At 70.8% G+C, this 18405-nt stretch carries 15 protein-coding genes; 9 read left to right on the top strand and 6 right to left on the bottom strand.

The window, feature by feature from the left end:
- Positions 1 to 733 precede the first annotated feature (733 nt).
- Positions 734 to 1456, top strand: coding sequence for an HAAS signaling domain-containing protein (locus tag ACTWPT_RS19260; RefSeq protein WP_443178790.1), 723 nt, complete (start codon positions 734 to 736; stop codon positions 1454 to 1456).
- A 337-nt stretch (positions 1457 to 1793) separates the two neighbouring features.
- Here ACTWPT_RS19260 and ACTWPT_RS19255 read toward each other — a convergent pair whose 3' ends face one another.
- Entirely contained in the window at positions 1794 to 2654 is an 861-nt protein-coding gene (locus tag ACTWPT_RS19255; protein ID WP_443178789.1) for an enoyl-CoA hydratase/isomerase family protein, read from the bottom strand.
- A 93-nt stretch (positions 2655 to 2747) separates the two neighbouring features.
- Here ACTWPT_RS19255 and ACTWPT_RS19250 point away from each other — a divergent pair, with 93 nt between their 5' ends.
- Positions 2748 to 3131 (top strand): winged helix-turn-helix transcriptional regulator, encoded by a 384-nt coding sequence (locus ACTWPT_RS19250; protein WP_443178788.1) that lies wholly within the window; start codon positions 2748 to 2750, stop codon positions 3129 to 3131.
- A 352-nt stretch (positions 3132 to 3483) separates the two neighbouring features.
- Here the strand turns inward: ACTWPT_RS19250 and ACTWPT_RS19245 are convergent, their stop codons facing one another.
- Positions 3484 to 4356, bottom strand: coding sequence for an aldo/keto reductase family oxidoreductase (locus ACTWPT_RS19245; protein ID WP_443178787.1), 873 nt, complete (start codon positions 4354 to 4356; stop codon positions 3484 to 3486).
- Positions 4357 to 4856: 500 nt separating this feature from the next.
- A complete protein-coding gene (locus ACTWPT_RS19240; RefSeq protein WP_443178786.1) occupies positions 4857 to 6140 on the bottom strand; it encodes an ABC transporter ATP-binding protein in 1284 nt (427 codons plus the stop codon).
- A gap of 228 nt (positions 6141 to 6368) precedes the next feature.
- Between ACTWPT_RS19240 and ACTWPT_RS19235 the strand changes: the two genes are divergently transcribed.
- The 3 genes from ACTWPT_RS19235 (at position 6369) to ACTWPT_RS19225 (ending at position 9850) form a co-directional block, all read left to right on the top strand.
- Complete coding sequence (locus ACTWPT_RS19235) at positions 6369 to 7838, top strand: glycoside hydrolase family 13 protein (RefSeq protein WP_443178794.1); 1470 nt, start codon at positions 6369 to 6371, stop codon at positions 7836 to 7838.
- A 5-nt stretch (positions 7839 to 7843) separates the two neighbouring features.
- A complete protein-coding gene (locus ACTWPT_RS19230) occupies positions 7844 to 8869 on the top strand; it encodes a LacI family DNA-binding transcriptional regulator (RefSeq protein ID WP_443178785.1) in 1026 nt (341 codons plus the stop codon).
- A 108-nt stretch (positions 8870 to 8977) separates the two neighbouring features.
- On the top strand, positions 8978 to 9850 hold the full coding sequence (locus tag ACTWPT_RS19225; protein ID WP_443178784.1) for a carbohydrate kinase family protein: 873 nt from the start codon (positions 8978 to 8980) through the stop codon (positions 9848 to 9850).
- Here ACTWPT_RS19225 and ACTWPT_RS19220 read toward each other — a convergent pair.
- On the bottom strand, positions 9810 to 11060 hold the full coding sequence (locus ACTWPT_RS19220) for an MFS transporter (protein WP_443178783.1): 1251 nt from the start codon (positions 11058 to 11060) through the stop codon (positions 9810 to 9812). The genes ACTWPT_RS19225 and ACTWPT_RS19220 overlap by 41 nt on opposite strands.
- 154 nt (positions 11061 to 11214) lie before the next feature.
- Between ACTWPT_RS19220 and ACTWPT_RS19215 the strand changes: the two genes are divergently transcribed.
- The 4 genes from ACTWPT_RS19215 to ACTWPT_RS19200 all read left to right on the top strand — a co-directional run bounded on the left by ACTWPT_RS19215 (position 11215) and on the right by ACTWPT_RS19200 (position 15076).
- Positions 11215 to 12129 carry a sugar kinase gene (locus ACTWPT_RS19215; protein WP_443178782.1) on the top strand — a complete coding sequence of 305 codons (915 nt, stop codon included), beginning with the start codon at positions 11215 to 11217 and terminating at the stop codon, positions 12127 to 12129.
- A gap of 67 nt (positions 12130 to 12196) precedes the next feature.
- Positions 12197 to 12823, top strand: coding sequence for a bifunctional 4-hydroxy-2-oxoglutarate aldolase/2-dehydro-3-deoxy-phosphogluconate aldolase (locus ACTWPT_RS19210; protein WP_443178781.1), 627 nt, complete (start codon positions 12197 to 12199; stop codon positions 12821 to 12823).
- Entirely contained in the window at positions 12820 to 13725 is a 906-nt protein-coding gene (locus ACTWPT_RS19205; protein ID WP_443178780.1) for a D-isomer specific 2-hydroxyacid dehydrogenase family protein, read from the top strand. Before ACTWPT_RS19210 ends, ACTWPT_RS19205 begins: the two co-directional genes overlap by 4 nt.
- 73 nt (positions 13726 to 13798) lie before the next feature.
- On the top strand, positions 13799 to 15076 hold the full coding sequence (locus tag ACTWPT_RS19200; protein ID WP_443178779.1) for an amidohydrolase: 1278 nt from the start codon (positions 13799 to 13801) through the stop codon (positions 15074 to 15076).
- On the opposite strand, the gene ACTWPT_RS19195 is transcribed toward ACTWPT_RS19200, so the two are convergent.
- Both ACTWPT_RS19195 and ACTWPT_RS19190 read right to left on the bottom strand, forming a co-directional pair.
- On the bottom strand, positions 15073 to 17112 hold the full coding sequence (locus tag ACTWPT_RS19195) for a protein kinase domain-containing protein (RefSeq protein ID WP_443178778.1): 2040 nt from the start codon (positions 17110 to 17112) through the stop codon (positions 15073 to 15075). The genes ACTWPT_RS19200 and ACTWPT_RS19195 overlap by 4 nt on opposite strands.
- A 132-nt stretch (positions 17113 to 17244) precedes the next feature.
- Positions 17245 to 18381, bottom strand: a complete 1137-nt coding sequence (locus tag ACTWPT_RS19190) for a cytochrome P450 (RefSeq protein ID WP_443178777.1) — start codon at positions 18379 to 18381, stop codon at positions 17245 to 17247.
- Between the last annotated feature and the right edge of the window lie 24 nt (positions 18382 to 18405).

Here is an 18405-nt window from a genome sequence, read left to right as displayed (position 1 = left end):
GACCGTGCACGTACAGAACGCTGCAGCCGCCGCCGTACAACGCCGCATTGAAAACCGCGAGCTCTTCCTCCCGCCCCACAAACGCCATCTCACGCGCTGCTTGCAGCCGCCATCCCAGCAATCCGGATTTATTGGTACTCCCCGATGACATTTTCCTAACTCCTCTCCCAGCACTCGGTCGACACTGCTGTTGAGCGTCATTCCGAGATCTCGGACGCGCTGGTCGGATTCTCGGTGAACCATCCACAGGTTTCGGCTGGTCAGCCAAGAACCTAAGGGCGGCCCGCTGTCCATCACGGGCGCAGCAGGTGGACTTCCACACATTCGCCCGCACCGCAAAACGCCAAATCAACCGGTTCAATGCACGGATCGTTCGTCTAATGAATTCGGCATTCCGGCGCGCACCCCATCCGACCGGAAATGAGTGTGGAGCCCCTTCTGAATTGCGACGCACTGAGGCTTTCCGGGTAACGGTTCGCGACGCTGTGTGATCTTGGGGCGCGCCGGGCCGGAGGTGCATGTGAAAGCCGCGGGTGTCCTGAACGCTATGAGGCCGGCGGCTTGGAATCGTCACCACACAGTGGACATCTGCGGGTAGCTCGCACGGGGGACAACGCTGTTGCCCGTCGTGAGGACGTTGAGCGCCTGGCGGACCCGTGAGCGCCCCGGCTGCCGCTTTCGGGCGAGGCGGCGCCGGTACGCGGTCGCGGCCGAGGTACGTGAGCATTGTGCGATGAGCGGCGAACGTCCCGAGGCGGCGTTCGGCGAGCCGGACGAGTACGCAAGGGCGGTCCTGCGGGAACGAGTGCCTCTGGAAGTCCGGGCCGACCTCGACCAGTTCGGCATGTCCGGCGCCGAGCGCCGATCCGAGGTCATCGCTCCGTTCGGATTGCTGGTGCTCGTCGCAGGTGTGTCCGTCTGGGCCGGCACCGGGCTCATGTTGCCGGTGACAGTGGCGGGGGCGATCGGAACGCTCGTCCTGGCCGCCAGCGTGATCGTCGCTTTGCACGCCGTACACGCGATGAGGGCCGAAGGACACCGGTGGCATGTCATCGCGAGGTCGTGGTTCCTCGCGCCGGCAATGGGAGCAGGCGCGGCGGCGGCGTTCCTGTTGCTGCCCGTCGTGCGGCTGCCCGTCGTGCGGCTGCCCGTCGTTCCGACACTGCTGATCGTTGTTCTGGGAGCCGTGATCTTGGGATGGGCCTTCACCCGCAAAGGCACGCCCAAGGCACTGAGGGTGCCTGCCGACGGCGACGAGTGGCTGAGCCAGCTGCATTCGCTGCTGATCGGGCGTTACCGGATGCCGGGCGCACAGGTGAAGGACATCGTGGCGGAGGTTCGCTCCCACCTCGACGCCAGCGGCGGATCGCCGCTCGAGGAGTTCGGGACCGCCGACCAGTACGCCGCGACGGTGGCGGCAGGCAAGCCGAACAAGTGGTGGCGGCGCTGGTTCTGATCAGCGTCTCATCGCGGCTGTGGCCGGCAACTGCGCCCAGCGCGCGTCCACGATCACATGCGAGTGCCCGGCCGCCTTGGCCGCCAGCAGCGCCCCGTGCAGCGACGGCCGGCCAGCCAGGGCCGTTGATGGAGATCACATCACAATTGGTGGAGAAGCCAGTCGAGGACAGCGGTGGCCGGCATCTGGTCGCGACGACCCGGCCCGCTCGTGCTCAAGACGAGGTCCCGGCCGGAGAAGCCGGAGAACGTCCGCCGCTCGGTCAAGCCGTCCCCGAGGCGCGATCGCCGAACTGACGAGCGCGCAAGCGTCTTCTGTGCTGACCCTCGTCCGGGTCCTAACTGGCCAGTCTCCGGAGGAGGCCCTCGAGATCGCGCTCGCCGTCGGGGGTCTGGGCGCCGTGGGCCAGTCCGTCGCGGATCAGCCCTGCGGCGGTAGGGCGCATGATCTGCCCCGTCCAGGCGTCGTTCTCCCGCAGGAGCCCCTTGGCCAGATCCTCCGGCAGGATGGCGTGCTTGGCCGCTGCGATCACGCCCTCGGGCAAGGCGGCGATGTTGTGGGCCAGTCGGTCAACGACCTCGTCGAGTTCGTCGGCGGGGACGGCCCGGTTGACCCAGCCGTAACGCTCCGCGGTCTCGGCGTCGTACAGGTCGGCACTCAGCACCGCCTCCAGCGCGCGGTTGCGGCCGACTCTGCTGGCGAGATACTGCGTGCCCCCTCCGCCGGGCACGATGCCCATGAGGGCTTCGATCTGGCCGATCCCAGCGCGGCCGATCGCTGCGAACGTCATGTCCGCGCAGGTGACGAACTCCGCCCCGCCCCCGCGCGCCATCCCGGCGAGCTTGACGATGGTCACCTGGGGCTGGTGCCGGAGTAGTTCCCCCAGAGCCTGGAAAACGTTGACACCATCAGGAAGGTTCTGCGCCAACTTGTCCAACGCCTCTGGCGTGTCACCCAGCGACATGTCGACGTGGGCGATGAAGAACTCAGGATTGGCGCTGTCGAACACGATGACGCGCACCGAATCGTCGTCCCGCAGCGCGGTCAGCAGGTGCCGCAGGTCGCCCATCAGGGCGACGTCCAAGACGTTGACGGGTGGGTTGTCGAGGGTGACGCGGACGATGCCGGCTTCGCGATTCACCCGCAGGGTCGGGTAGGCGTCGTTCATGGAGGTCTCCGAGCGGTATCTGGTGTGCATCTAGGTTCTTGATGCATACTTACGATGCGGTGGCGGGCGACCGTCCGTCAATAACGCACTTTCGGCATCTCAAGGATCGCGAAGGATACCGATATGGCCACTCCCGAAGCCGGCCCCGCAGCGGACGTCGTCTACCGGGCCGACTGCCCCAGCCGCCCGATCCTGGACCAGATCGCCGACAAGTGGTCAATGATGGTGATGGCGGTCCTCAACGAGCCCAGGCGGTTCAATGAGATCAAGCGCCGCCTTGAGGGTGTCACCCAGCGCGTCCTCACCCAGACCCTGCGCCGCCTGGAGCGCAACGGGATGATCGCGCGCCGCGTGCTCCCCACCTCGCCGGTCGGAGTCGAGTACTCACTCACGCCGCTCGGCGAATCGCTGCGGGAGCCGTTCGGCCGGTTGTACGACTGGACGGTCGCCAACGCAGACGAGATCCAAAGGCATCAAAGGGAGTACGACCCGCACATCCACAGCTGAGAACTTGACGCGCATGCGCTACACGCGCGAGTTCTGGCGCATCGCGGACGGCGAGCGCGGCTGCGGGACATGTTCGGCGACCGGTCCGCCGGTTCAGCTCGGCCGCCGGTAGGGGGTGAGGCGGTTTCGCAGCCGGTGCGAGTCCGGCGCGATGATCTCGCGGGTGCACGCGGCCGATATGCAGGCCCAGGACCACCATCAGCCGCCCTCACCGACCCCGGACAGAGGTGCCACCGCCGGTGGACACAAGTTCCTGACGTTGATGATCTGAAGGCATCCAGGTGAGGGCGAATCGTTCTGCTTCGGCCCTGGTCGCGCGAAGGTGACCGGGGCCGGAACTTGAACGGTGGCTTCAGCGGTTGATGTCGTCGAGCTCGGTCAAGTCCTCATGAGAGAGGGAGAGCCCCGCGCCGGCGATGTTCTCGCGCAGGTGTGCCGTCGATGACGTGCCGGGGATGAGCAGGATGTTCGGTGATCGCTGCAGCAGCCAGGCCAGTGCGACGGACATCGGTGTCGCCTCCAATCGTGCGGCGACCGCCGAGAGCGCCGAGGACTGAAGCGGGGTAAAGCCCCCGAGGGGGAAGAAGGGCACGTACGCGACGCCGTCGGTGGCGAGCCGGTCGATGAGCTTGTCGTCGTGGCGGTGGGCGAGGTTGTACATGTTCTGCACGCACACGATCGGCGCGATGCTCTGTGCCTCGGTGACCTGCTCCTCGGTGGCATTGCTGACCCCGAGGTGGCGGATCAGGCCCTGCTGCTGGAGTTCGACGAGCGTCTCGAACGCCTCGGCGAGCGAGCCGGGCTGGGGACCTTCGGCGTTGCCGAGCCGGAGGTTGACCAGGTCGAGTACGTCGAGCCGGAGGGACTTGAGGTTGTCGTGGACCTGGCGGCGCAGATCTTCGGGTCGCCGGGCCGTGGGCCAGCCACCCTGTTCGTCGCGGTTCGCGCCCACCTTGGTCACGATGTGCAGCGACTCGGGATAGGGGTGCAGTGCCTCGCGGATCAACTCGTTGGTGACGCGCGGCCCGTAGGCGTCGCTGGTGTCGATGTGGGTGATACCGACGTCGACCGCTTCACGCAGAACGGCTAGAGCACCGTTGCGATCGGCGGGCGGCCCCATGACCCACGGCCCGGCCAGTTGCATGGCGCCGTAGCCGAACCGGGTGACGGTCAGGTCGCCCAGAGTCCAGGTGCCGCCGGGAAGAGAGAGGGAGGGTGTGCTCATCTTGTTGCCTTTCGTCGTGCACTTTGGGGGTGGCGCCTTCTGCTCCCTGCATCAGCATGGGAGAGAAACTTCCTGTCAGGAAGTAGACACCTTGAAGTGCGTAACCCACCCATTGGCGAGAGGTGCGAATCAGTGACGACGATGAAAGCGCCCAGAAGAGGGCTCAGGCCAAGGCTCAGAAACTGGGCGCAGACGCACATGGCTGAGGTCCTCGCAAACCGCGAGAACTACAACGCTCGCACCTCCTGACGACTCACATCCAACCGTCCAACAGCTCTACACCCTCAACTGCGAAGAGCCCGAAACCGTCGGCGCGACTATGAGATCCAGCCGCCCAAATACGCTCCACGGCGACGATGCGCCGTGTGTGGAGGTCTTCAACCTGGGAGCACGGGCTATGAGCTGGTGGAAGAAGCAAGGCGGGCGACATACTGATGATCATCCAGCCTTTCCCCGTCTCCTGCGACCCCGCCATGCTCGCCGGCGTGGAGTAAACGGCGCTAGCGGCGCGGTGGGTCGATGCGGGCGCCGTCGGGGGTGAAGATCATGAGGCGGGACAGGTCGACGGCGACCTTGGCGGCGTCGCCGGCCCGCCAGACCGGCCGGTTGCCCAGGCGGATGATCAGATCGGAGCGGCGATGGATGCCGCTGTTCGGGTTGTGGCCCACCCGCTCCTGCTCCTGATGCTCCTCCTTCGGAGGCGAGAACATCCGCCGCATCAGCCCCGACAGCTTGCCCGAGCCGTTCTTGACGCCGTTGACCCGCCCGCTCCGGTCCGGCGGCTCTGGCGCCGGGACGGCCGGCATGCCGCACTCCAGGTACGCCAGCCACTCGTGCCCGTGGTACTCCAGCGCCCGCACCCGCCCGAAGAACGCCGGCCCCTCGTACGTCTCCGGCACCGGCGCCAGCCCGTCGGGCCGCATCCCCACCAGCACGTGGCCGCCGGTGTGCTGTGAGATGGCGTACGCCCGCGGATCGCTCCAAGGGATCGTCAGCCGGTGCGGGCCGAAGTCGAGCAGCACGTACTGGTTCTGCGGCGTCCTGACCGCGGCCGCTAACAGGTTCAACTGCTGGGAGTTGAGGAACGCCGCCACGAAGGCCGTGGCTGGATCGTTGTAAATCTGGGCCGGAGTGCCCACGTCCTGCAGGACGCCGCGATTCAAAATGGCGATCCTGTCGGCCAGCGTGAGCGCCTCCACCTGGTCGTGCGTGACGTAGATGGTGGTGACGCCGAGCGATCTGACCAGCGCGGAGATCTCCATGCGCAGCTCGGTGCGCATGCCGGCGTCGAGGTTCGACAGCGGCTCGTCCATGAGAAACAGCTTGGGCTGGCGCACGATCGCCCGGCCCATCGCGACCCGCTGGCGCTGGCCGCCGGAGAGCGTGCCCGGGCGGCGGTCGAGCGTTTCGTCGATGTGCAACGCCTTCGACAGCTCCTTGACGCGCTCGCGCACCATCGCCGGGTCCGACTTGGCGATCTCCAACGGGAACGCGATGTTCCCGCGCACGGTCCGGTGCGGATACAGGGCGCCGTTCTGGAACACCATGGCGACGTCGCGGTCGCGTGGCGCCAGGTGGTTGGCCATCTGCCCGTCCAGCCAGAGCTCGCCTTCGGTGATCTCCTCCAAGCCCGCGATCATACGGAGCAACGTTGACTTGCCGCATCCGGACGGGCCGAGGAGGACGAGGAACTCGCCGTCCTCGGCACGCAAGCTGAGCCGATCGACTGCGAGGTAGTCGCCCGGATACACCTTGGTCACTTTGTCGAGAACGACCGAGCTCATGGGCCCACACCTTGCGTGCGTGTCACCTGTGACGGGGCTGATTGAAGAGGTAGTACATCGCGCCTTAACGCCGCATGTCCACCCTTGACATAAAGAATCTCCTTCTAGGCCTTATCGGACAGGGGTTTTGGGCGTCCATAGACCGAAATTTCCGTATTGGGGATGGATGGAAGGAGTTGCGTAAAGTTGCGGAAACCGCTTTCATAGTTGAAACATTCGGGGGTGACCATGACCGCGTGGTGGCGGAACGCCGTGATCTACCAGGTGTACGTGCGTAGCTTCGCCGATGGCGACGGCGACGGGGTCGGCGACCTGATAGGCATTCGCGATCACCTGCCGTACCTGGCCGGGCTGGGCGTGGACGCCGTCTGGCTGACGCCCTTCTACCGCTCGCCGATGGCCGACTTCGGCTACGACGTGGCCGACTACCGCGACGTCGACCCGCTGTTCGGCACCCTGGCCGACGCCAAGGCGCTCATCGACGAGGCGCACCAGCACGGGCTGCGGGTCATCGTGGACATCGTCCCGAACCACACCTCCTCCGCCCACCCCTGGTTCCAGCAGGCGTTGCGCGGTGAGCAGCGTGATCGCTACATCTTCCGCGACCGGCCGAACGACTGGGAGTCGATCTTCGGCGGCCCGGCCTGGACGCAGGTTGCGGACGGGCAGTGGTATCTCCACCTGTTCGACCCCACCCAGCCGGATCTCAACTGGGACAACGACGAGGTGCGCGGCGAGTTCGAGTCGATCCTGCGTTTCTGGCTCGACCTGGGCGTGGACGGCTTCCGGGTGGACGTGGCGCACGGCATGGTCAAGCCGGCCGGGCTACCCGACATCGGCAAGGGCAACCAGGCCAGGATGGTCGGCAGGGAGCCGGTGCCGTTCTTCGACAACGACGGCGTGCACGAGATCCACCGGGCCTGGCGCCGCGTGCTCGACTCCTATCCCGGCGAGCGGATCGGCGTGGCCGAGGCGTGGGCGCCCACGCCGGAGCGGCTGGCCATGTACGTCCGCCCGGACGAGCTGCACCAGGCGTTCAACTTCCACTACCTGTTCGCGCCGTGGGACGCCGCCGAGCTGCGCGAGGTGATCGACTCCTCGCTGGCCACCGCCGCCTCCGTGGGCGCGCCGACCACCTGGGTGTTGTCGAACCACGACGTCAAGCGGCACGTCACCCGCTACGGCAGCCTGGCCAGGGCCCGCGCGGCCGCGTTGCTGACGCTCGCGCTGCCCGGCTCGGCGTATGTCTACCAGGGAGACGAGCTGGGCCTGCCCGAGGTGCTCGACCTACCGCCCGAGGTGTGCCTTGACCCGCAGCGGCTGCGCGACCCCGAGAGCGGCCGCGACGGCTGCCGGGTGCCGCTGCCCTGGACGCGCCGGAGCTCGGGGTCCGGCTGGGCGAACCCTTGGCTGCCGATCCCGGCGGACTGGGCCGAGCTGAGCGTGGAGGCCCAGGACGGCGCCTCCGGCTCGACGCTCGAGCTGTACCGGGCGGCGCTGCGCCTGCGGCGTTCCTTCGACGGGGACCTGATCTGGCACGACTCTCCCGCGGGCACGCTGGTCTTCTCCCGGGGTGATGTGGTGTGCGCCGTCAATCTCACGGAAACACCCGTGGACTTCGCCCTCGACGGCGAGGCGCTGCTGGCCTCGAATGAGCTTGGAGCAGGGGATTCGGCGGCCTGGTTGAAAGTAAAGTGAGGAGCATGAATGGTCACGCTCGCCTTGCCGACATCGCTGCCCAGGCCGGGGTGAGTGAGGCCACGGTCAGCCGGGTGCTCAACGGCAAACCCGGGGTCTCCGCGAGCACCCGCCAGGCGGTGATGACCGCGCTCGACCTCATGGGTTACGAGCGCCCGCCGCGGCTGCGGCAGCGCAGCAACGGACTGGTCGGCCTGGTGACGCCCGAGCTGGACAACCCGATCTTCCCGGCGTTCGCGCAGGCCATCGAGAAGGCGCTGACCCAGCACGGCTACACGCCCGTGTTGTGCACACAGCTGCCCGGTGGCGCGCCCGAGGACGAATTCACCGAGCTGCTCGTGGATCGCGGGGTGAGCGGCATCGTGTTCGTGTCCGGGCTGCACGCCGACACGACCGCGCGAATGGACCGCTACACCCGCCTGATCGACCGCGGGCTGCCGATCGTGCTGGTCGACGGTTACAGCGAGCACATCGACGCGCCCTTCATCTCGCCCGACGACCGCATGGCCGTGCGGCTGTCCGTGCAGCACCTCGTCGACCTCGGGCACGACCGCATCGGGCTGGCGCTGGGGCCGCGCAGGTTCGTGCCGGTGATCAGGAAGATCGAGGGCTATAAGCAGGCCATGGCGCACCTGCTCGGCGCGGCCGACGTGGACGATCTGATCGCGCACTCGCTGTTCTCGGTCGAGGGCGGGCAGGCGGCCGCCGCCCAGCTGCTGACCCGCGGCTGCACCGGCATCGTGTGCGCCAGCGACCTGATGGCGCTCGGCGCGATCCGCGCCTGCAGGGAGAAGGGGTTGTCGGTGCCGGGAGATGTGTCCGTGGTCGGGTTCGACGACTCGCCGCTGATCGCGTTCACCGACCCGCCGCTGACGACCGTGCGCAAGCCGATCGGCGCCATGGCCTCGGCGGCCGTGCAGACGCTGCTGGAGGAGGTCAACGGCGCGCCCGCCAAGCACGTCGAGCTGATCTTCCAGCCGGAGCTGGTGGTCCGCGGCTCCACCGGTTCGGGCCCGCTGGTCAATCGGTGAGGGAGTGCCGTCGCCTGGAGGAGCGGCGGGAGCGAAGCGACCAGAGCGGGGGAAGGCGGCGGCATGTGGCGACCGAGCCCGCCTCCACGGAGTGGAGGCCATGAACACGTGCGTGACATCCTGGTCCTCGGCGGCGCGGGGGTCGACACGACGGTGTACGTGCCGGAGCTGCCGCTGCCGTACAAAGACACCTACCACGTGCCGCCGGTCGTCGACAGGATCGGCAACACCGGCGCGGGCGTGGCGCTCGGTTGCCACGCGCTCGGGCTGGACGTCGCGTTCGCCGACCTGATCGGCGACGACCCGCAGGGCGCGCTGATCCGCGACGCGCTGCGCGACCTCGATTGCTCCTGGGGACCGGCCGAGGCGGGCACGCGCAGGAGCGTGCTGCTCGTCGGTCCCGACGGCCGCCGCACCTCCTTCTACGACGCCAAGGTCACGCCTGGCGAGCGCCTGCCCAGGGAGCTGTACGCGGACGTCCGGGCCAGGCACGTCCACGTGTCGATCATGGACTTCTGCCGCCACCTCTACCCCGACCTCGACGGCGTGCCGATCTCCACGGACCTGCACGACTGGGACGGCGTCAACGACTACCAGAAGGATTTCGCCTACCGATCCGACCTGGTGTTCCTGTCGGCCGTCGCGCTGCGGGACCCGGCCGCCACGATGCGCGACATCCTCGCCCGCGGCCGGGCGCGCACGGTCATCTGCACGCGCGGCGCCGAGGGGTGCCTCGTGCTGACCCACGACTCCGGCGTGCGCGCCTTCCCAGCCGCGCCGCTGCCCGGGCCGGTGGCGGACAGCAACGGCGCGGGCGACGCGTTCGTCTCCGGCTTCCTGTACGGCACGCTGCGTGGCAGGCCGCTGGAGGAGTGCGTTCAGCTGGGATCGATCGCCGGGGCGCACGCCTGCACGGTCGCCGGCACCCACGAATCCCCGATCAAGGAGTCCCTCCTGCTGAGCCGGTCCACCGCCGCTTGACACGGGCCGGCCCGTCGCGGTCCAGCTCCCGCCAGGCCCGGTCGGCGAACGGCGGGATGGACGCCAGCAGGTAGACGGCGGTGAACGCGTACAGGGTGGCCGTGAGACCGGCCACCTCCGTGAGCGGGCCCGCCAGAAGGCCGCCGAACGGCATGCCCGCGTACGCGGCGGCCGTCATGGTGCCGATCACCCGCGCCCGCAGGCGGGCCGGGATCCGGTCGTACTGCAGTACGCCGAGAATGGGATTGATCGCGCCGGCGGCGACGCCGGAGAGCACGGTGACGCCGAGGGCGATGGGAAACGGGGCGCCGAGGGCCAGGATCAGCACCCGCGGCACTCCTGCGACCAGGAAGCACGCCCCGAAGGTCAGCCTCCGGGGTAATCGGTCGCCGGCGGCGCCGTAGACGACGGTCCCGGCCAGCGCGCCCGCTCCGACCGCGCCGGCGAGCAGGCCGAACGCGCGGGGATCGTGTGCCACGTCTCGGGCGTACAACGCCAGCAGGACCTGCGTCACGCCTGTGTCGAGCATGTTGACGACCACGATCATCGTGGTCGCGCTCATCTGCAGCCGGTCCCGCCACAGGAACGTCAGCCCGTCGCGCAGATCGCTCAGATAGCCGCCCTGCCCCCGTCCCGCGGCGCCTTCCGATCGCGGGACCCCGCCGCCGATCAGGAGCGCGGACAGCAGGAACGTGACCCCGTCGACGACCAGCAGCGCACTGGCCCCGAGCCAGACGATCAGCACGCCGGCGAGCGGCGCCCCCACCATCGCCGCCCCACGGTAGACGCCGTCGTACGCCGCCACCGCTCGCTCGATGCGTACCCGCCCGAGCCCCGCCAGCTCGGGAACCATGGCCTTGCGTGCCGTCTCCCCGGGCGTGGCCAGCAGCCAGCGCACGAAGAGCAGCCCCAGCAGCGCCGGATACGACAGCCCGGTCGTCCACGACAACACCGGCATGGCCAGCACGACGAGCCCGCTCGCCAGGTCGGACAACAGGCTCGTCCCGCGCAGTCCCAGCCGGTCCACCAGTGTCCCGCCGAACGCGGCCGAGACGACGATGGGGAACGTGGTCGAGAACGCCGCCAGCCCCGTGAGCGCGGCGCTCCCCGTGCTTTCCAGCACGAACCACGGCACGGCCAGCATGGACAGCATGGTCCCGGTGACGGAGAGCGCGTTGGCGGCCAGCAAGGTGATGAATAGACGCCTCACGCGCGATACCCCCGGCGCCCCCCCGGCCACGGTTCCCGCTTCAGCGTTCCCCACGGCCGCCATGTGGTCAAGGGAGTCTCTCGCCACAGGACAAACGTGATTTGATACAACTATTGGGACGCATGATCCATTGATTTCCCGAGGAGCCCCGTTCGTGAGCGTCGTGGTGTGCGGTGAGGCGATGCTGCTGATGCTGGCCGAGCCAGGCATCCCCCTCGAGCGGGCCACCGCCTTCCGCCGCTCGATCGCGGGCGCCGAGTCGAACGTGGCCGCCGGCCTGGCCAGGCTCGGCCACCAGGTGCGCTGGCTCGGGCGCGTCGGCGCGGACCCGGCGGGCACATCGGTGCTGGCCATGCTCCGCGCCGACGGCATCGACACCCGCCACGCCGTCGTGGACCCGCACGCCCCCACCGGGCTGCTGCTGCGCGACAGCCACCCGTCCAGGGCGATCGACGTCCAGTACTACCGCGCGGGCTCGGCCGCCTCCCGGCTGGCGCCCGGCGAGCTGACGCCCGAGATGGTGGACGGGGCGCGGCTCGTCCACGTCACCGGCATCACGCCGATGTTGTCGGACTCGGCGCACCTCGCCACACTCCGGCTGCTCGACCTGGCCGGGGACGCGGGCGCCACGATCTCCTTCGACCCGAACGTCCGGCTCAAGCTCGGCCCGCCCGATCGGTGGCGGGAGCGGGTCGCGCCGCTCATGAGCCGCGCGGACGTGGTGTTCGCCGGCGAGGACGAGCTGGAGCTGCTCCAGGTGGACCCGGCCGGGCTGCCCGGGCTCGCCGTGGTCAAGCACCGCGACAAGTCTGCCGGCTGCGCCGGCCTGCGGCAGGAGGCGTTCCCGGTGCCCGTGACCGATCCCGTGGGGGCCGGGGACGCGTTCGCCGCCGGGTTCCTGTCGGGGATGTTGCGCGGGATGCCGTACGAGACGTGCCTGCGCGAGGGGGCAGCCGTGGCGGCGCTCGTGGTGCAGTGCGCCAACGACACCGACGGGCTGCCCGACCGGGCGGGCCTGGACCGCGCGCTGGCCGCGTTCACCGCGGCGGGGGAGAGCGTGCACCGTTAGAGCGGGTTCACCGAGGCGGGGGATCGTGCACCGCCGGCGCGGACCGTACACCGTGAGAAGGGAAAGCATGTACCGCTGGGAGATCGTCCACGCCGTCACCGAGCAGCGGGTGTTCGGGATCGTCAGGGCCGCGGGGCCCGGCGAGGCGGTGGCCGCCGCCGAGGCCGTGCTGGACGCCGGGCTGCGGGCCGTGGAGGTGGCGCTCACCACGCCACGCGCCCTCACCGCCGTCGCCCGGCTCACCGAGCAGCGGCCCGAGGCGCTCGTCGGCGCGGGCACCGTGCTCGACGCCGCCGCGGCCCGCGCCGCCGTGGAATCCGGCGCGCGCTTCCTGGTCTCGCCCAACCTGCATCCCGAGGTGATCCGCACCGGCCACCGCTACGGCGTACCGGTCTTCCCCGGCGTGGCCACCCCGACCGAGATCGTCCGTGCCCTGGAGGAGGGCGCGGACGCGGTGAAGATCTTCCCGGCGTCCGCGGTGTCGCCGTCCTGGCTGCGTGACGTGCGGGCCGCGCTGCCCCAGGTCCCTGCCATCCCCACCGGGGGAGTCACCCTCGACAACGCGCCGGAGTGGATCGCGGCCGGCGCCGTGGCCTGCGGCATGGGCTCCGCGCTCACCTCCGGCGGCGCCGAGGTCGCCGGCCGGCGCGTCACCGCCCTGCTGGCCAGGCTCGCTCAGGAAGTGCGGCGATGACCGTCGCCGTGCACGTCGGCCCCGAGCCCGTGTCGGCCCTCATCGACGCGGTACGCCGCGCCGGCGGCCAGATCGTGCCGCTGGAGCGCGCCGAGGCGATCGTCTACTACGGCAACGACGATCCCGGCGAGGTGCGCTCCATGATCCACGAGGGCATCCGGTGGGTGCAGCTGCCGCACGCCGGCGTCGAGCGCTGGGCCGACGCCGGCGTCATCACCGATCACCCGGTCTTCACCGCCGCCGCCGGCTCGTACGGCACGGCCGTCGCCGAGCACGCGCTCGCCCTGATGCTGACGGCCGCACGCGGGCTGCACCGGCACGCCAGAGCCACCCGGTGGGGGCCCAACACGTCACGGGAGCTCGCCGGCTCGACGGTCGCGATCGTCGGCTGCGGCGGCATCGGGCGGGCGCTGATCCGCATGCTGGAGCCGTTCGGCTGCCCAGTCGTCGCGGTCACCGATCGCAGCGATGTGCCCGGGGCGGCCAGGGTCGTGCCGCGCGCCCGCTACCGCGAGGCGCTGCCGGAGGCCGACTACGTGGTGGTCGCGGCGCCTGCCACGCCGGACACGAGGGGCATGATCGGCGCGCGCGAGTTCGCGCTCATGCGCGAGAGCGCGTGGCTGGTGAACGTCGCTCGCGGCGGACTCGTCGTGACCGGCGACCTGGTGGAGGCGCTGCGCGCCGGCCGCATCGGCGGCGCGGCGCTCGACGTCACCGACCCCGAGCCGCTGCCCGACGGTCATCCGCTGTGGGGCGTGGAGAACGTGCTGATCACCCCGCACTGCGCGAACCCGCGCCCCGCCTACTGGCGCGGGCTGGCCGAGCGCGTCACCGCCAACGTGCGGCGCTTCTGCGCAGGGGCTCCGCTGGAGGGTGTCGTCTCCCCTTCCCAGGGCTTCTAGGCGCGGCCGAGCAGCGCGACGCCGCCCGCCGTACCCTCGTCGGAAAGATCACCGCACTGGAATGGATGCCCCCATGAGCGATCAGGACGCCATCGACGCGATCACGGCCGGGCTGGCGGGCCCGGCGCTCGACGATCTCGTGGAGCTGTACCGGGACCTGCACCGCCACCCCGAGCCCGCGTTCCAGGAGGAGCGCACCGCGGGCATCGCGGCCGAGCGGCTGCGCGCGGCAGGGTTCGAGGTGAGCACGGGCCTCGGCGGCACGGGCGTGGCAGGCGTCCTGCGCAACGGCGAGGGCCCGACGGTGGCGTTGCGGGCCGACATGGACGCGCTGCCGGTGCTGGAGGCGACCAGGCTGCCGTACGCGAGCACCGCCACCTCACCCGACGGGGTGCCGCTCATGCACGCCTGCGGCCACGACATGCACGTGACGTGCCTGAGCGGCGCGGCGCAACTGCTGGCGGCCGGAAGGGACCAGTGGCGGGGCACCCTGGTGGCGCTGTTCCAGCCGGCGGAGGAGATCGCGGCCGGGGCGCGGGCGATGCTGGACGACAGGCTGTTCGACCGGATCGGCACGCCTGACGTGGTGCTCGGCCAGCACGTCTTCCCCAACCCGGCGGGCACGGTGCTCGTCAGCCCCGGCGAGATCCTGGCCGCCGCCGACAGCCTGGAGATCCGCCTGTACGGCCGGGGCGGGCACGGCTCGCAGCCGGAGCGGACCGTCGACCCGGTAGTCCTCGCCGCCTCCACCGTGATGCGGCTGCAGACGGTGGTGTCACGGGAGGTGTCGCCGTTCGAGCGGGCGGTGCTGACAGTGGCCCAGATCCACGCAGGACACAAGGAGAACGTCATCCCCGACGAGGCATCCATCACGATCAACCTGCGCTCGTTCTCCCCCGAAGTGCGCCGCACCCTCCTGACGGCGGTCGAGCGCGTGGTCCACGCCGAGGCGGCAGCGTCCGGCGCACCCCGTGGGCCGAAAATCCGCACGCTCAACTCCTTCCCGCTGACCGTCAACGACGACGCCGCCACCGCCAGGGTGCGTGCGGCGTTCACCGGCCGGTTCGGGGCCGAGCGCGTGCCGGAGATGGCGCCGTTGATGGGCAGCGAGGACTTCGGTCTCTTCGGCGCGGCGGCGGGCGCGCCATCCGTCTTCTGGGGACTCGGCGGCGCCGACCCCGCCAGGTACGCCCGCGCCGAGCGGGAGGGCCGCCTGCTGGAGGACGTGCCGGGCAACCACTCGCCCTTCTTCGCGCCCCAGATCCTCCCCACGCTGCCGACGGGGGTCGAGGCCCTGATCACGGCCGCGCTGGCCTGGCTGGGGACCGGCGGGGCCGCGTCGACCGGCTAGTCGAGGTTGATCCTGGCTCCCGCGCTCAGGCCGGAGTCGTGGACCTCCAGGCTGATCGCGTCGAGGTTCTTCGGCAGTTCGAACACCAGCGTGCCGGTGAACGCGCCGCCCGCCTCGATGCGGATCGGCGTGATCTCTTTGCCGCTCTTGTCGAGCAGCTTGGTGCCGCCGTGCAGCTCGTCGTCCTCGTCGATCAGCTTCTGCTGGCCCGGGTAGAGCACCCTGGCCTCGGGGCCGATGTTGTTGACCTTCACCCCGATCTGGCAGGTGCGCGTCGTCGCGGCCTTGGCGGGCTTGGGGCACTTCGTGCTCGTCACGGCGAACCTCAGCTTGCCGTCCTGCACCGGACCGTCCGCGCCCGCCGCGGGGGAGCGGATTAACCAGGCCAGCGCGGCCAGCAGCAGCACCAGCAGGACGGCCGCGATCACCAGGGCGGTCAGGCAGCCCGCGAACACGCCCCGCTTCGGCCTCGCGGGCCGGTAGCCCGGCAACGGCCCCTGGCCGGTCGTGACGTGGTGGGGAAGCGGCCCCCGCCGGCTCGGCAGCGGCCCGGTCCGCTCGGGATGCGGCACCTGCCCACCCCGCCCATGCGCCTGCGGCCCCCGCCCGGTTCCGGGGAGCGGCCCGGTGCGCTCGGCGTGCGGCATCTGGGGCCCTACGCCCGGAACGGGTCCGGTGCGCTCGGCATGGGGCGGCTGCGGCGCCACGCCCGGCACAGGTCCGGTGCGCTCGGCGTGCGGCGGCTGCGGTCCCCGCCCGGTCCCGGGCGTCGGGCCCGTGCGCTCGGCCGGCGAGGGTTGCGGCGCTCGCGAGGTCACCGGCGTGGGCCCGGTGCGCTCGGCCGGCGGCCCCTGCGGGCTGCGTGTCTCGGCGTGCGGCGGCGGCCCCTGGGAGTTGCGCGCCTCAGGGTGCTGTGTGGCTTGCGGGCCGCGGCTCTCGTGATGCGGCGGTGCCTGGCCGGCGCGGGCGTCCGGATGATGCGGCGGCTGCGGGCCGCGGCCAGGACCGTCCGGGCGTGGGCTGTCCGGGCGCGGGCCGGGACCGTCCGGGCGTGGCGCGCGAGCGTCCGGGTGCGGCGGGCGGCCGGTTCCCGGGACGGCGCCGGTGCGCTCCGGCGGCGGGACCGCGTGCGGCCCATGGGCGAGCGGTCCGAACTCCGACGGATTCCACGCGTTCGTGAGGTGCTTGGTCGCGGCCAGCTGCGCCGCCGGCTCGTCGGCCGCCTCCACCAGCTCCAGCAGCAGCTGCCTGGCCGTAGGCCGGCGCACCGGGTCGGGGTGGATGGCCGCCGCCACCAACCGGTCCAGCGGTGTGGGCAAGCCCCGCAGGTCCGGCGGCGCCGTACGGGCCCGAGCCGCCATCACGTACGCGTCCCCCTCGCCGAAGGGATGCCCGCCCAGCCCCGCGTACGCGATCAGCGACCCCCACGCGAACACGTCACCCGCCGGGCTGGTCCGCCCCTCGAAGACCTGCTCGGGAGCGATCCATCCAGGTGTGCCCATGACCATGTTGGCGTTCGTGTGCCGGGAGTCGACATGCGTCGACCGCGCCAGCCCGAAGTCGATCACCCGCGGCCCGGCCAGCGTCAGCATGACGTTCGCCGGCTTGAGGTCGCGGTGCACCAGCCCCGCCGCGTGGATCGCGGTCAGCGCGGCCGCCACGCCGACGGCGGCCGCGTGCAGCACGGACGGCGACAGCGGCCCGTGCTCAATCAGGTGATCTTCCAGCGAGATGCCGTCGATGTATTCGGTGACGAGGTAGAGCACGCCCCGGTCCTCGCCGTGGTCGAGCACCCGCGCCGTGCAGAACGAGGCCACCTTGCGCGCGTTGGACACCTCTTCATGGAAACGCGCACGGTAGACCGGGTCAGCGGTGAAGTCCCTGCGGATCGCCTTGAGCGCCACCCGCGGCCCGTCCGCGGCCTTGGCGAGGTAGACCACGCCCATGCCGCCGGAGCCGAGACGGCTGATCAGCTCGTAGGGGCCGATCGCCGGCGGGTCTTCCGGCTTCAGCGGAGTGCCTGCGGAGCGCCCCAATGTCGCCGTCCTCTCGCCGTCGTCATCCCGTCTCAACCCGAACCGTTCCTCCGCCCGGCATGCCCTTCAGTACCCCAGACTCTAACGGAGGACAGGCGTCCACGTCGGCCACTGGCCTTGACCAGGCATGGCTCAGGGCTGAACGATTTTGCGGCGGGCCGGGCGCATCCTCACCCGCAGCCGCGAGACGTTGAGCGTGTACGGGAGCGGCCGGTGCGGCAAGAGCAGCCGCCCGATCGGCTTGGGCCGGGCGGCCCGCAGCATGCCGCCAAGGAAGGCCGTGCCGACCGCGAGCATCAGGTTCACGCCGTCGCAGCCCGGCCGGGCCCACCATTCGTCCGCCGCGGTGCCGTCGAGCCAGATCTCGGGCGCGAACGTGTTCGCGTAAGGCAGGCGCGCGCTGCGCTGATGCGCCGCGAGCGGCATCAGCACGGTGGTGCCCGCGGGCAGGGTGGTGCCGTACCACTCGGTACTCGCGGCGGTGACCCGGGACAGCGCGGGGACCGGCGGCCACAGGCGCAGCGCCTCGCGCAGGCAGGCCCGCAGATGCTGGGGGTCTGCGCGGGCCGCCTTGCGATGACCTGGGTGGGTGGCGAGCAACGCCAGCGTCTGCAGGAGGCCCGTCGCGGTGACGCCGAGCCCCATCAGCCAGAACGCGGCCTGCATGAGCCCGCGCGACTCGGTCTCGCCGGAAGTCTCGGCGATCAGGCCGGCCAGGCTGCGCGGCTCGGCGCGGCGCAGGTGGTCGAGGATTCGCGCGTCGTAGCGGCCGGAGAGGATCTCCTGGCGGCGCCCGGCCCGTTGCCTGCCCAGCCGCGTCAGCAGGCTGGTGAGCTCCTCGTCGCCGGCCGCCCCGTCGCCGTACACGCAGCGCCTGGCCACGCGCTGCCAGCGGGCGTCGAGCCGCTCGTAGTCCACCACGCCGTCGGTCAGCTCCGCGGCCTCCTCGCGGGCGATCTCGATGAACGCCGGGCGCAGGACGTCCGTCGGCAGGCTCAGCCGGCGCTCGTCACGGGCGGGCGCGTAGGCGTCCCGTTCCCCCTCCAGCACGCGCAGCGCGTCGCGTTTGGACAGCACCAGCAGCGCCGGGCCTCTCGGGCCGCGGACCAGCACGGGGCGGCCGCCGTACCGGGATTCGAGGTCGGCCAGCAGGGACCTGGCGTGGAGCAGGTCACGGCCGGGTGGCACGTGTGGCGCGCCCGGGGGCACGAGGACGGTCGCGAGACGCAGGCTCTCCAGCGCGCTCGCCCTGGGCAGGCCCCTAGGCACGCAGGGCCTCCCGCCGCTCTGCCT

The sequence above is a fragment of the Nonomuraea sp. 3N208 genome (assembly GCF_052245935.1).
Classification (GTDB): Bacteria; Actinomycetota; Actinomycetes; order Streptosporangiales; family Streptosporangiaceae; genus Nonomuraea.
The sequence above is the reverse complement of the archived record's forward strand: the minus strand, read 5'-3'. Positions and strand labels throughout refer to the sequence as shown.